Origin of the sequence: Nostoc sp. KVJ20 (assembly GCF_001712795.1) — a bacterium.
Taxonomy (GTDB): Bacteria; Cyanobacteriota; Cyanobacteriia; order Cyanobacteriales; family Nostocaceae; genus Nostoc.
The window spans coordinates 54791-67820 of record NZ_KV757675.1 but is presented as its reverse complement, the minus strand read 5'-3'; the positions used below and the strand labels follow the sequence as shown (position 1 = coordinate 67820).

Here is a 13030-nt window from a genome sequence, read left to right as displayed (position 1 = left end):
CCAGACTGAGAAATGCTATAAGTAAAATTTACCATTTTTCTCTATTCATGCAACAACGCCAATCACAAAACTTGAAAAACAAAAAACTGTTTTTTCAATAACTAGACTACCAAATGAAGAAGTAGCATTAGGAATGGATGAAGTTAAGAACTTAGTAACGATATTAAATGACTTGAAACAAGCTGTTACAGAAGCACTAGGGTGTGGTAACAAACAAAATTTATGAAAATTAGTAGTAAAGCGGGTTTACTTTAATAGCTATCTTCAATTGAGCAATAAGCAGTATGGCCTTTATGTGGTGAAAGAGCAAAATATTCATAAGCATTTGAGGCCGCTATCATCTACCTCCCGAAATATTTGAAACCTAGAGTTGGCAAGCTTTTTTAGCTTCTATTTCTGTTTTGTCACCGAGATCGGCTTAATGCCAGTAAGTTGATAATTTCTTTTAAGTTTAAGTCATTACTTTATTTTTATTATGTTAAAGCTAATATTAGTTATTGCTATCTTTATATTTTTATTTGGATTATTTCTTTTGTTATTTAGTTTTCTTTCACGAATTAATGATAGTAAAGTTTATCAAAATATAATGGTTACGGTAGTTGCATGTTTGATTTTTATCCCACCGAGTCTTTATCTTTATAGAGACTATTACAATGCTCTTACTCTGCTGTACAATTGTATATTTGTTACAATAATTATCTCTTATATTTTAATTATTTATTTTAGAGTTGGTAATTTCATCGCTAAAAAAATTAGCTGCAAAATATATTTAGTTAGGCTATTATTAACACCTATATTATTAATAGTTTATATTTTTAGTGGAATATTTTTTGTTAAAGTATATCCAATAGTTAAGTTTCAATCCCAATGGGAATGTAAACAAGTAGTAACTGGTTGGAAAGGAGAAACTTCAAGTGAGTGTAATTTAATGTTCTAATGCTGGTAACAAGACGGGCTAATATTAAACTAGACAGTTTAGTTTGCACTTTGTAACAGCTACGCTATATCTGCCCCCTGTGGGAACCATTCTCTCCGAAAGCAACCTCACAGGAGCAAACTTAGCAGAAGTTAGATTCTTGTCAGCTAACCTCACAGGAGCCAACATGAGGGAAGCTAAGTTTTTGAATACTAATCCCAAAAGTATCTTGAGCATAGCTTTGAGCGGTTGCGACAACTTGAGGATTGTTGTTAATGAGATAACTACAGTGATTGGTATCCAGCAAATACATAAATTATTGGCTTAAAACTTCGCTTTTGAGCGGGTTGCATCAAGAAGTGCTAGGCACTCCTCTAGGTCGTCTCCATGCCAAGTACCAGCAAATTTGAGAAAATCTTGACCTGTAGAACCTCGTCGGATCACAGATTGAGAGCGATCGCCACGTTGTTTTATTTCAGCGATCTTAGCAGCAAAATCTTCAGGTAGTTCTGCTAGCTTCTCATCCTCCAGAGGAGAATCGAAGCTATTAATGTTTAAAAACTAGACTTTCTATGGCTTCAAGCTGCCGTTGATACAATCTGAAATGGGATATTCTCTAGAACAACTTGTGGCAACTGACCCGATCTAATAACCTCTTTTGCATCAAGAATTTCTACACCAACTAAAACTTCACCCGCACCAATATTTAGTGCTATTTCATCATTTAATCGCAAAGTACGACATTCATGATATCCATCGACTAGGCGAATATAAAGAGAGTCAGTTTCTTGGTCATAAGTAATTTTCATCGCGTCACTTTCCTCAAAGATAACCCTTAATCAATCAGGCTATTCAATCCCCGTTTCTTAACTAGGTGCAACAGCTTAAGAGCAGTCCCACTGGGACGCTTCTGACCGATTTCCCACTTTTGAACCGTTGATAGACTTGTATTCAAAATCGCAGCAAATACTGCCTGACTGACATGAGATGATTCGCGTATTTCCTTAATTTGCTTAGGTTCTAGCGTTTCAATCTCAGACAAACACAGACTGTCGAATTCACGTAATGTAGTCTGATCCATCAGTCCAGCCTTGTGCAGCCCTGTAGCCGTTTCGTGAACGGCTTCAAGAATTGCTGATTTCTTCTTCACCATTGCAAATTACCTCCATCAATTCATCTTCCAGCTTGGCCATTTATCTCACGCTCCTAAACCACTCAGTAATCCCCTGAGCGATCGCATTTGCCATTTTTTTCTGTTCTTCTGGGTTAACTATCTCCTCAAATTCATCAGGATTACTCATAAAACCCAATTCCAGTAACACTGATGGCGCAGCCGCGGGACGTGTCAGCGCTAAGTTGTTCCAAAACACGCCATAGTAAGGTCTACCAAGTTTTTGGACTACATAGTTCTGTAAAAATATTGCGGGGCTGTGAGCTTGGGGATGATACCAAAACGTGCCGAATCCCTTGGTTTTTTCGGCATCGCCATTATCGGGTAGAGAGTTGTGGTGTATAGAAAGAGCGATCGCAGGTTCTTCTTGATTGATAATTGCCTGACGTTCTACTAAAGAAACCTCCTTGTCATCCTCCCGCGTCATCACTACTGTTGCTCCCCGCTTCACCAACTCGTCGCGTAGCAACTTAGATATCACCAAATTTACATCTTTTTCTAAATATCCAGTTGGGCCACTGGCACCAGATTCTTTACCGCCATGCCCTGGATCTAGTACAATCTTGAAATTAGCTAAAGGCTTGCGTCTTGTGTTCCCAAATTTAGGCGGATGACGCAAAGCTAAAACCAGGGTTGTTCCGTCGTATCTCAGCTTATATCCCCACTGTTGAGCTTTTTTGAGGTTAAAGGTGTATTTTACTTGTCCTGGGGCTTCCTGTTGCCAGTCTAGGCGCTCAATTAGGGGGTCATCATCCAGGCGAATTATGTCAGTTTGGGCAGTGGTATTGTAGAGAGTGAGGGCGAGAGCTTGCTCACTTTGTTGTACGCTCACAGGTACAGGAACTTGCAAGGGGAAGACTATCTCTGTCGCACCAGGGGTTTGACGGTATCCGACACTGCGAATTATTGTCTGTGGTGGAATTGCACCAGGTAAAATCCGCGTTTCTTTACTATTAATCCAGGTGCCATTGTCGAGGCGTAACCATTCACTTTCTCTACCTGTAACTGTTGCTCGTGTGCCTTTGGGCAGTGGTGTGAGTCGAGAATAATCGGTACTCGGGCCAGTTCGAGCAACACCTGCGTCTGCAATTACCTCAACAACTGGTAACTTTGCTCTTGAGAGGATTTGAATTTTGCCAGTTCCTGGTTGAGTTATCGTCTTGCCATTGAGCGTCAGTTGAAACTGAGGTTGTCCTAAATCTACCTCTTGACTTGAGTCTGGGACAACAGCACCAGAAATGATGTTGTTACCGTAAATCAGGCTGAAGGAATCAGGATCAGGTTGTTGCACTGTGGTGCAACCTTTGTAATTGCCTACGCTAGACTGGGCATGAGGCTGATTTTGCCCTGTCAAAGCTGCCAAATTACTTGGTAGTTGTGCCTGTTGGGGTTGAGGTGAAAGGGCAATAGTTTGATTAGCTAGTTTAACAGAGACATTAGCGTTAGGGGGTGCGATCGCGCTAAAACAAATTAGTTCTCCCGGTAGTCTGGCAATGTCAACTGCGGGAGTCAGGGAATCTTTAGCAAAGGCTAACCCCTGTGGTAACTCAGGGCCAGTGGTAAGCCTTGTAACTTTAATCTGGAGTTCTTGATTTTGGTGACGCACTGTAAAAAGATTCTCCCCCAACTGCAAGGGTAAACTAGGGGAAAAATGACCAGCTTTGCTGCGGGTAATTGGCTTACTATTGATCAAAACCTGACCATCTGGTGGTGCAGTGCCCAGAAAGAAGATTTTTTGGGCACTCGTCTGGTAGTTTGTCTGGGGAAAAACGACTCTGAGCGATGGCTCTGCCGATGCAATTGAGGAGGTGAGAATACAGCCCAATATTACTAATCCTAGAAGGTTTTTCACAGCAAAATCACAGAATAGTACACCACAATAACTGTGGCACAATGACGGGATGTATTTTTAGAAGTTGTTAGAAATTCAAACTACTATGACTAAGTTTATCTTTGTTACTGGAGGCGTAGTTTCCAGTATTGGTAAGGGCATTGTAGCAGCAAGTTTAGGGCGTTTGCTCAAGTCGCGCGAATATTCGGTGTCGATTCTAAAACTTGACCCTTATATTAATATCGATCCTGGTACGATGAGTCCCTTTCAGCATGGGGAAGTATTCGTTACCCAAGATGGTGCGGAGACAGATTTGGACTTGGGGCATTACGAACGCTTTACCGATACTTCGATGTCGCGTTTGAATTGCGTTACTACTGGTTCGATTTACCAGGCGGTGATCAATAAAGAGCGTCGCGGAGACTACAATGGCGGTACTGTACAGGTAATTCCTCATATTACCAATGAAATTAAAGATCGGATTCTCCGAGTTGCTAAAAGTACAAATCCCTCTGTAGTCATTACAGAAATCGGCGGTACGGTAGGAGATATTGAATCACTACCGTTTTTGGAAGCAATTCGCCAGTTCCGCAAAGAGGTGGGACGGCAGAATGTGCTGTACATGCACGTAACACTGGTGCCGTGGATTGCCTCTGCGGGTGAGATGAAAACTAAGCCGACACAGCATTCAGTTAAAGAACTGAGATCGATTGGTATTCAACCAGATATTTTAGTTTGTCGGAGCGATCGCCCCTTACCCAAGGGATTAAAACAAAAATTGTCGGGATTTTGCGATGTACCCGAAGAATGTGTCATCACTTCCCAAGATGCCAAAAGTATCTATGAAGTACCGCTGAATCTGGAACGGGAAGGAATGGCAGAACAAGTACTAAACTTGCTGCACATGGAACAACGTAAACCAGATTTGACGCAGTGGCAAACCCTGGTACAACGGTTACATAGTCCCAAGCATGAGGTAGAAATTGCCATTGTTGGCAAATATGTGCAATTAAGTGATGCTTATCTATCTGTAGTGGAAGCGTTGAACCATGCGGCAATTTCCACTTATGGCAAACTGCGCCTACGTTGGGTGAACTCAGAAGATTTGGAATCTGAACCAGCCGAAAATTATCTTGCGGGTGTCGATGGCATAGTTGTGCCAGGAGGTTTCGGGGTTCGGGGAGTGGATGGTAAAATTGCCGCCATTAGATACGCTCGCGATCGCCAAATTCCCTTTTTAGGTTTATGCCTGGGAATGCAATGTTCTGTAATTGAGTGGGCCAGAAATGTAGGGGGATTAACAGGTGCTAACAGTGCTGAATTTGACCCCTATACAACTAATCCGGTGATTAATTTATTGCCAGAACAGCAGGAAGTAGTTGATTTAGGGGGTACAATGCGGTTGGGACTATATCCTTGTCGTGTTCTCCCTGATACTCTAGCTTTTAAGCTCTATCAAGAAGATGTGATTTATGAACGACATCGACATCGCTATGAGTTCAACAATGCTTACCGCGATTTGTTGTTAAAGTCTGGCTATGTGATCAGTGGTACTTCTCCCGATGGACGCTTAGTTGAAATTGTGGAATTAACCAAGCACCCATTCTTTCTTGCTTGCCAATTTCATCCAGAATTTCAATCACGCCCCAGTAGCCCTCATCCCTTATTTAAAGGGTTTATTCAAACAGCGATTGCTCTTTCTCTTTCGACATCTAGCACGCCAACACCATTGGAGGTGTCATAAAAATTCGTAATTCAAAATTCAAAATTAATTTTTTAGATTTTGAATTGGTGCATAGCAACATTAACTTAAAGTTTCAATAGATTTGGACATCCAGGGTGCATCATTCGTAAATTTCGGACTTGAGGAGATGTTGTGGCGTACTGGGTGAAAATCCTTTACGAGAGGAGAGAATATGTAGTGAATTTTGAACGTGTCCATGCTTTTTGTTATGAACTGAATGGCAGAGTTACTTTTTGGCTACCCGATAGTGCCATTCCTATAGTGATTCACCCGCAAACTAACTTAGAAGATTATCAAAAGATCCTTGATTATTTAGAATGTGTGACAGGATTAGAATTAGATCATGCCCACTGGGTGAAAATTATTTACGAAAAAAACGAATATGTAATTAATCTCAACTGCATCAGTTCTTTTTGTCATGAACCGAACGGCAGAATAACTTTTTGGTTGCCAGATGGAACTATTCCCATCATCATAAACCCTGTAAGTAATCCTGAATCTTATGAAAAAGTTGTGAAATACGTTAAGAAAGCAACAGGATATTCTTTGTCTTAGTGTGAACGAGGAACTTACTCTTGCTAAACTTTTAACTAAAGATAACGATTTTAGCAATAAAGGCACGAGGGAAGATTCAGTAAACTACCCACCACTGAACGAAGTACCGTTTCAGTGGGGGCAATTAATCGCCCAGAGTTTACCCGACTAAGTGTTAAATCACTACGATTTTTAGGTCATCTTACCTACAAATACGCAGCCAGTTTGTAGCTCTAAAGACCATTAGCTGATGCAGCCGCAGTCAACACAACTCGTTTTGCATTGCTAGAAGTTTTAAAAGCGACTGGATTACCAGTAGAAACAGGTTCAGGAGGATTAACCAAATTCAATCGTAGTCAACACAATTTAGTTAAAACCCACTGGTTAGATGCGGCTTGTGTTGGTAAATCAACTCCTAAATTGATTATTAAAGGCGTTAAACCATTGTTAATTGCAGCTAATGGGCATGGTTCTAGGCAGTCGTGTAGAACCGATAAGTTCGGTTTCCCAAGTCGGCACGTACCTAGAGAAAAAATACATTTTGGCTTTCAAACTGGTGACATTGTTAAATCTTTTGTTACTACTGGTAAAAAGATTGGTAATTATGTTGGAAAAGTGGCTATTCGTTCATCAGGGAGTTTCAATGTTTCTACTAAAAATTGATTAGTTCAAGGAATATCGCACAAGTTTTGTAAACGCATTCACGCAAAAGATGGTTACTCGTATGCATATTAAATCCAAGAAATTGGGAATTACTCAACTGTTCCTCTCATCGTTTTCGCATTCGCTCAAAGGCATTCAAGGAACGTTTCGTAATTCCCCCTCCATTCCTCCCGCCACTAATCGGAGTACCGATATAGTGGGAGTCTCCTGGAGGTTTTAGATGAATACTGTTGTGCTTAATCTAGAACCGATTGCTCATTTAACCGATGAGCAATTTTATCAATTATGTATTGCTAATGGCGATTTAAGGCTGGAAATGAATGCAGCCGGAGAATTAATAATTGTGCCACCAGTAGGAGGAGAAAGTGGAAATCAAGAAGCTGGACTAATTACCGATTTAGAAATCTGGAATCGTCAAGCTAAGTTAGGGAAAGTTTTTAGTTCTTCAACTATCTTTATACTTCCAAATGGTGCAAAACGTTCCCCTGATGCATCTTGGGTAAAGTTGGAACGGTGGGAAGCTTTAACACTAGAACAACGAAAAAAATTTCCGCCACTTGTACCTGATTTTGCAATTGAACTGCGTTCCGAGACAGACCGGCTTGCACCTATCCAAGCGAAAATGCAGGAATACATAGAAAACGGTTTGCGTTTAGGTTGGCTAATTAATCCTCAAGATCAGCAAGTGGAAATTTACCGACTCGAAAAAGCTGTAGAAGTTATTCAAATGCCGGCGATTCTTTCTGGAGAAGATATATTACCTGGATTTGAGTTGCAAGTATAGTTAGGCGATAAGCGTCAATCCCTAGTTCTCAGGGGGGAAAAGCACAATTAATTCTCCAAGGCGTTTCAAGATACTGAGTACTTGGTGTAGTTCTGAATCACGTTCAATTGATAGTGCATAAGATCGTGCATACCAAGGATGTTCTTGTTGAATCAATTTGACAAACACAAATTCTCTACCGTTGATTAGTAAAGCAAAAGTCGGTTGTGTAGAATTTGGACGATCAAGCATATAGGCAAGTGCTTGAGGTAAGGCTGTCATCACATCAAATTTACTGCTTTTAGATTCGATGACAAGTACCCAAAAACATTTTTGGATGACAAGAACATCAATATTTCCTTTAACGATAAAACTCTCGTCTTCAGCAGAAATCTCTATAGAAGTCTCGGTTTCAATCTCAAACGGAGGTTGATAAAACCCAGCTAAATCTAGTAAAGGAGATAGCACTACCATTTTTACCGCCTCTTCTGACATCAGACGGTGCTTATTCAAGTTTAAATAGTTGCTTTTGATTCGTGCTATCGCTTGCTTCTCTGCATCAGTCAGAGTCGGTAAATTTTCTGTCCACTCTGCAAAGAAATTAATGTCTGTGGCAAGTTGCAAACCAAATTTTTCTTCTAATTCGTAAAGACTTATATCTCTAGCTGGGATTGTTTGAATCATAATCTAACATTCCGAATAGCGTTGCCATGCCAACTTTGCTGCACCTACCATCCCCGCAAAATTGCCTAACTCTGCTGGTAATATTTGTAAATCCACTCGTGATAAAGGCTGCACTCGCTTCTCAATTTCTGCCTTCACACCTGGTAAGAAAAACTCAAAGCTGCCACTGATACCCCCACCAATCACGATCGCTTGTGGTGTGAGTACATAAATCAAACTCGTCAAACCAATTCCCAAATACTTACCATATTCTTGCCAAAAAGTCAATGCTCCGGTATCTCCTTGTTGGGCAAGAACACCTAATTCGATGGGTTCCTTGAGAGTGCGGCGGCGAATTGCAGTAGCACAGGCATATTGTTCCAAAGAGCCTTGATTGCCACTATTACAAATTGGCCCATCAGGGTTGAGTGAAATTAAACCCAATTCTCCGGCGGCTCCTTGATGTCCAATAAATAGTTTGCCATCGAGGATAATTGCGCCACCAACCCCAGTACCTAAAGTTAGCAGAATCAGATTTTGAAAGTGACGACCGGCTCCTAGCCAAGCCTCTCCCAAAAGAGCGCAATTAGCATCATTAGCGATCGCAGTGGGTTTGCCAGTTTTAGCTTCTAACCAGTCTGCTAAAGGCACATCGATCCATCCAGGTAAGTTAATGGCGATTTTGGCAATGCGTTGTGCCGCATCGGATGGGCCAGGAGTACCCACACCAATAGCCACAGCTTGATTATCTGGATCAATTTGTGCGATCGCATCTAAGATCACCGCCAGCACCGCCTCCGGCATTGTTGGTTGAGGAGCCGCCACAGTCAAAGATTGCAGACAAGTACCATCATCTGCAAAACGCCCCAACTTAATTGCTGTTCCCCCTACATCAATGCCAATTACTTCATTTGTCATTTGTCATTTGTCATTTTTTATTGGGCATTGGGCATTGGGCATTGGGCATTGGGCATTGGTAATTGGTTAACAGCTATTTCCTATTCCCTATTCCCTATTCCCTATTCCCTATTCCCCATTCTCCAGTTCAAAATCAACAATTTGTCAGGGTTTTAGGATTTTGGCACGAAAAAATTCTAAATTTTCTGTCTTATTGGGTGCGAGTCGTAAATCAGCAACAGTCTTGGTACGGAAACTCGATTGCTCCTGCCAAGCTGTAACTGGAGTACCTCTTAAGATACCAGCAAGGGCAACGGAAAGCATAAACCCGCCAGTAGCGGCAGCAATTAACGTTAGATTATCTTTCATACAAATCTCTCTATTGTTTATTGGTCATTTGTCATTTGTCATTGGTCATTTGTTCCTTGTCCTTCGTCTTTTGCTAATGACTAATGACCAAATGACTACTTTCGGATTCTATTTTCTCTCCGTAAACGGGGATTGACAAATTCATTTAACCCCTCACCAAGTAGTGATAACCCTACCACCATGAATGTCATGGTTAAACCGGGGAAAAGTGTAGTCCACCAAATGCCAGTAGGTAGAGCTTCTAGGGCTTGTTTTAAATCATGTCCCCATTCTGGTACTTCTTCGGGAAGTCCTAGCCCCAAAAAACCCAACCCGCCCAACACCAAAATTGCATCAGCGGCGTTGAGTGTAAATAGGACGGGTACGCTTTGAATGACGTTGAAAAACAGGTAACGAGAAAGCACAACCCAAGTTGAAGCGCCCATTGCTTGAGCAGCTTCGATAAACACTTCAGTTTTAACACTCACGGTGTGGTTGCGAACAACGCGGTAATATTGGGGAATGTAAGCAATGCTAATAGCGATCGCTGCATTTAATATTCCCCGCCCTACCACAAAGGCCAGCGTCACAGACAGCAGTAGCCCTGGTAGAGTGTAGATGCTATCCATGATAAACAGCAACACTTTATCCAATTTCCCGCCGAGATAACCACTCAGCATCCCCAAAGGTACACCGATAATCATACTCAGCGCCGTTGCCAAAATTACCACCTGCAAAGCAGCTTGAGCGCCGAACAATGTCCGGGAGAACACATCATAACCCAGGCGACTAGTACCAAACCAATATTTAGCTGAGGGTGGCTCGTGAATTGGATTAGAGAGAAAATCTTTAGGGTTTTGCAGCCATCCCCAAGCCTGGAATACGGGAGCTAAGAATGCCAGGAAGATGAAAAATAGGGTAATGGCTAACCCGATGAGCATGAGTTTTTGGGAAAGATTGAGACTTTTGCCAAACTGTAAAAATGTCGGTAGTCGCCGTTTTGTAATGGCCATGTGCGATCGCCTGGAGCAAAGCTTGATACGCTGACTATTTTACATATTAGATAGGGGATTTGCGTAAACATCTTGAATAAAACTCCGACTGCTTGGCGGTGGATACAGAGCTAGACTGAGGAAGAGGTGAGATTATGCCTTATTTTTGCTAGAAATAAATTACCAGCCGTTGTCACCACAAAATTTAATTATCTTAAGTAGAGAAAGACCAAGTTAATGGAGGAATTATGAACGCTTACAAAAAATACATCACCATTAAAGATCCAAGTCAAGTAATATTATCTGATTTACCTTTTCAGGTAGGACAAAGAGTAGAAATAATTATCTTAGCTGAGAATAATCCAAGAGCAGAAATTAGTAAAAAACTGAGAGATTTATTTGGTAAAACACAGTCGCTACCAGGATTACAAGATATTACAGAAGCAGAAATATCAGCAGAAATTGAAGCTTACCAACGCGGGGAATGAAAGTTGTTCTTGACACGAATTTTTTAGTTTCTGCTGTACTTAAGGGTAGAGTACCAAGAGATGTTATTCAGTTTATTTTTGATAATCCAGATTGGCAATGGATAGCTTCTGAAGAAATTATTGTGGAATATAAAGAAGTCTTAAGCCGAAGCAAATTTAAGTTGACAGATGAGGTGAGAGGTGAATGGTTTGAAATTATCGATACATTTCTAACGCTAATTGATGTCAATTTTGAAGTTGATTTTCCAGAGATAGAAAAGATGCAAAGTTTTTAGCTTGTGCTATAGCAGCAGAAGCAGATTTCTTGATTACGGGTGATTCTGATTTTAATCAGGCGCAAACTTTGGTCAATACAACGATTATTTCTGTATCTTTATTTAACAGGTTAGTTTGCGATGTTGGGGGGTGAGTATTGAGAATTAGTAACTGTCAATGATTTTTTACTATTCCCCATTCCCCACTCCCCATTCTCTTACAGACTACTTTCAATCAGCTGGCGGTATTCGCTCTTTTGCTTCACACCTTTGACTTCCTTCACCAGTTCCTTATTTTTGAACAATTGAACCGTTGGCGTTCCTGTCACACCAGCATTTTCAGCTATATCTCGGTCTTTGTCGATGTCAATTTCCACAAAGTGAATTTTGCTATCAAATTCATCCACCACTTTATTTAAAATTGGCTTCAGAGTATGACAAGGGCCACAACCAGGAGAAACGTATTTAACAAGGAGTAAGCGATCGCTTTCATGGAACAATTTCCGTAAAGCATAACCTCCCTCATGGCGCGTCCCATCCAAGTTAAATCCAGCTTCTTCCTCGGCTTCAGTCTTTTTGGCTGGCTGATTTTCTAATTCATTGTCTGCTGTTTCTAGCTGTTGATGGAATTCTTGAATCAAGCCACTGGATGACAACCAACGTTCTGCCAACATCGCTGCCATACAGCCAGTACCAGCAGCCGTAATTGCTTGCCGAAACTCATGATCTTGGACGTCGCCAGCGGCAAAAACGCCTTCTACACTGGTTTCTACAGTACCGTGCTTGGTGACAACGTAACCCACCTCATCCAGTTCTAATTGCCCTTTAAATAGAGAGGTATTGGGAGTATGACCAACGGCGTAGAATAAACCCTTAGCGTCCAGTTTGCTCTCTTCACCAGTTTTAGTATTGCGGACTTTCACCCCTTCCATGCGATCGCTACCGAAGATATCCACGGCTTCTGTGTTCCAATGCACCTGGATTTTCGGGTTGCTCAAAACCCTGTCTTGCATGGCTTTAGAAGCACGCATCTTATCGGTGCGTACCAACATATTTACCTTGGAACCATATTTGGTGAGGTAAATTGACTCTTCCGCCGCCGAGTCGCCAGCACCAATCACAGCCAATTCTGCACCGTGGAAAATTGGTGTCGCACCATCGCAAATTGCACAAGCAGAGATACCCCGACTCCAAAATTCGTGTTCGCTGGGTAAACCTAAACGCTTTGCTGTTGCACCAGTAGCAATGACGATGCTGTTGGTTTTTATTTCCCTTTCTTGTGATCGCACTGTAAATGGACGCTGACTCAAGTCAACTGATATAACATCTTCAGTATATAGTTCAGCCCCCCAGCGCTCCGCCTGCGCCTTCATCTGATCCATCAGTTCGGGCCCAGTAATTCCTTTAGGAAATCCCGGAAAATTTTCAACTTCCGTCGTTGTCATTAATTGCCCACCAGGTAATCCCCCGGCTTGGAAACCTTCAAATACAACGGGTTTAAGGTTAGCGCGTCCGGCATATATGGCGGCTGTGTAGCCTGCTGGCCCAGAACCGATAATTACCAAGTTTTCTACAGTTGGGTTAGTCATGACAATATATAAACTCATAACGACTACGCTTAATATAGCATAACAATTTACGATTGGCTATGGCAGATGGTAAGCGATGTCTAAGGGCAGCCTACGCCAAATGCCTACGGTACTATGCGCTCAATACTTGTCAAAGATACTCTTAACCGCTAAAAGTTTTCTTGGGAACTGGCAATA

Annotated in this window: 14 protein-coding genes and 2 pseudogenes; 8 read left to right on the top strand and 8 right to left on the bottom strand. The window is 41.6% G+C overall.

Features of this window, described 5'->3' with window-relative positions:
* Positions 1-980 precede the first annotated feature (980 nt).
* Positions 981-1244 carry a pentapeptide repeat-containing protein gene (locus A4S05_RS39480; RefSeq protein ID WP_084227295.1) on the top strand — a complete coding sequence of 88 codons (264 nt, stop codon included), beginning with the start codon at positions 981-983 and terminating at the stop codon, positions 1242-1244.
* Between the two features lie 250 nt (positions 1245-1494).
* Here A4S05_RS39480 and A4S05_RS27570 read toward each other — a convergent pair whose 3' ends face one another.
* Genes A4S05_RS27570 through A4S05_RS27560 form a run of 3 tightly spaced genes read right to left on the bottom strand, consistent with a single transcriptional unit; the run spans position 1495 to position 3939 of the window.
* A complete protein-coding gene (locus A4S05_RS27570) occupies positions 1495-1725 on the bottom strand; it encodes a DUF2283 domain-containing protein (protein ID WP_069072973.1) in 231 nt (76 codons plus the stop codon).
* Between the two features lie 26 nt (positions 1726-1751).
* Positions 1752-2069 (bottom strand): helix-turn-helix domain-containing protein, encoded by a 318-nt coding sequence (locus A4S05_RS27565; RefSeq protein WP_069072972.1) that lies wholly within the window; start codon positions 2067-2069, stop codon positions 1752-1754.
* Positions 2070-2109: 40 nt separating this feature from the next.
* A complete protein-coding gene (locus A4S05_RS27560) occupies positions 2110-3939 on the bottom strand; it encodes an N-acetylmuramoyl-L-alanine amidase family protein (protein WP_069072971.1) in 1830 nt (609 codons plus the stop codon).
* Between the two features lie 85 nt (positions 3940-4024).
* Between A4S05_RS27560 and A4S05_RS27555 the strand changes: the two genes are divergently transcribed.
* The 4 genes and pseudogenes from A4S05_RS27555 to A4S05_RS27540 all read left to right on the top strand — a co-directional run bounded on the left by A4S05_RS27555 (position 4025) and on the right by A4S05_RS27540 (position 7643).
* On the top strand, positions 4025-5662 hold the full coding sequence (locus tag A4S05_RS27555) for a CTP synthase (protein WP_069072976.1): 1638 nt from the start codon (positions 4025-4027) through the stop codon (positions 5660-5662).
* A 132-nt stretch (positions 5663-5794) separates the two neighbouring features.
* Complete coding sequence (locus A4S05_RS27550) at positions 5795-6217, top strand: hypothetical protein (RefSeq protein WP_069072970.1); 423 nt, start codon at positions 5795-5797, stop codon at positions 6215-6217.
* A gap of 216 nt (positions 6218-6433) precedes the next feature.
* Positions 6434-6931, top strand: a pseudogene (locus A4S05_RS27545) (HNH endonuclease); the annotation flags it as partial.
* Between the two features lie 148 nt (positions 6932-7079).
* A complete protein-coding gene (locus tag A4S05_RS27540; RefSeq protein WP_069072969.1) occupies positions 7080-7643 on the top strand; it encodes a Uma2 family endonuclease in 564 nt (187 codons plus the stop codon).
* 21 nt (positions 7644-7664) lie between these two features.
* On the opposite strand, the gene A4S05_RS27535 is transcribed toward A4S05_RS27540, so the two are convergent.
* The 4 genes from A4S05_RS27535 to A4S05_RS27520 form a co-directional block, all read right to left on the bottom strand.
* On the bottom strand, positions 7665-8306 hold the full coding sequence (locus A4S05_RS27535; RefSeq protein ID WP_069072968.1) for a type I restriction endonuclease subunit R: 642 nt from the start codon (positions 8304-8306) through the stop codon (positions 7665-7667).
* Between the two features lie 3 nt (positions 8307-8309).
* A complete protein-coding gene (locus tag A4S05_RS27530; protein WP_069072967.1) occupies positions 8310-9203 on the bottom strand; it encodes an ROK family protein in 894 nt (297 codons plus the stop codon).
* A 144-nt stretch (positions 9204-9347) separates the two neighbouring features.
* The gene (locus A4S05_RS27525; RefSeq protein WP_069072966.1) at positions 9348-9551 is read right to left on the bottom strand and encodes a hypothetical protein; all 204 of its coding nucleotides are present in this window, start codon (positions 9549-9551) and stop codon (positions 9348-9350) included.
* A gap of 95 nt (positions 9552-9646) precedes the next feature.
* Positions 9647-10543, bottom strand: a complete 897-nt coding sequence (locus A4S05_RS27520; RefSeq protein WP_069072965.1) for an ABC transporter permease — start codon at positions 10541-10543, stop codon at positions 9647-9649.
* A 227-nt stretch (positions 10544-10770) separates the two neighbouring features.
* Between A4S05_RS27520 and A4S05_RS27515 the strand changes: the two genes are divergently transcribed.
* From A4S05_RS27515 to A4S05_RS44095, 3 genes and pseudogenes are all read left to right on the top strand, one after another.
* Complete coding sequence (locus tag A4S05_RS27515) at positions 10771-11010, top strand: hypothetical protein (RefSeq protein ID WP_069072964.1); 240 nt, start codon at positions 10771-10773, stop codon at positions 11008-11010.
* Entirely contained in the window at positions 11007-11285 is a 279-nt protein-coding gene (locus tag A4S05_RS27510; protein WP_256091200.1) for a putative toxin-antitoxin system toxin component, PIN family, read from the top strand. The genes A4S05_RS27515 and A4S05_RS27510 overlap by 4 nt, the downstream gene beginning before the upstream one ends.
* Positions 11286-11290: 5 nt before the next feature.
* Positions 11291-11419: pseudogene (locus tag A4S05_RS44095) on the top strand (putative toxin-antitoxin system toxin component, PIN family); the annotation flags it as partial.
* A 63-nt stretch (positions 11420-11482) separates the two neighbouring features.
* Here the strand turns inward: A4S05_RS44095 and trxB are convergent.
* Positions 11483-12853 (bottom strand): thioredoxin-disulfide reductase, encoded by a 1371-nt coding sequence (gene trxB, locus A4S05_RS27505; protein WP_069072963.1) that lies wholly within the window; start codon positions 12851-12853, stop codon positions 11483-11485.
* Positions 12854-13030: the final 177 nt, after the last annotated feature.

Excerpts from the sequence above, each read along its gene's own strand:
- A4S05_RS27570 (WP_069072973.1), bottom strand. The coding sequence starts at position 1,725 with ATGAAAATTACTTATGACCAAGAAACTGACTCTCTTTATATTCGCCTA.
- A4S05_RS27565 (WP_069072972.1), bottom strand. The coding sequence starts at position 2,069 with ATGGTGAAGAAGAAATCAGCAATTCTTGAAGCCGTTCACGAAACGGCT.
- A4S05_RS27555 (WP_069072976.1), top strand. The coding sequence starts at position 4,025 with ATGACTAAGTTTATCTTTGTTACTGGAGGCGTAGTTTCCAGTATTGGT.
- A4S05_RS27540 (WP_069072969.1), top strand. The coding sequence starts at position 7,080 with ATGAATACTGTTGTGCTTAATCTAGAACCGATTGCTCATTTAACCGAT.
- A4S05_RS27535 (WP_069072968.1), bottom strand. The coding sequence starts at position 8,306 with ATGATTCAAACAATCCCAGCTAGAGATATAAGTCTTTACGAATTAGAA.
- A4S05_RS27530 (WP_069072967.1), bottom strand. The coding sequence starts at position 9,203 with ATGACAAATGAAGTAATTGGCATTGATGTAGGGGGAACAGCAATTAAG.
- A4S05_RS27525 (WP_069072966.1), bottom strand. The coding sequence starts at position 9,551 with ATGAAAGATAATCTAACGTTAATTGCTGCCGCTACTGGCGGGTTTATG.
- A4S05_RS27520 (WP_069072965.1), bottom strand. The coding sequence starts at position 10,543 with ATGGCCATTACAAAACGGCGACTACCGACATTTTTACAGTTTGGCAAA.
- A4S05_RS27515 (WP_069072964.1), top strand. The coding sequence starts at position 10,771 with ATGAACGCTTACAAAAAATACATCACCATTAAAGATCCAAGTCAAGTA.
- A4S05_RS27510 (WP_256091200.1), top strand. The coding sequence starts at position 11,007 with ATGAAAGTTGTTCTTGACACGAATTTTTTAGTTTCTGCTGTACTTAAG.
- trxB (WP_069072963.1), bottom strand. The coding sequence starts at position 12,853 with ATGACTAACCCAACTGTAGAAAACTTGGTAATTATCGGTTCTGGGCCA.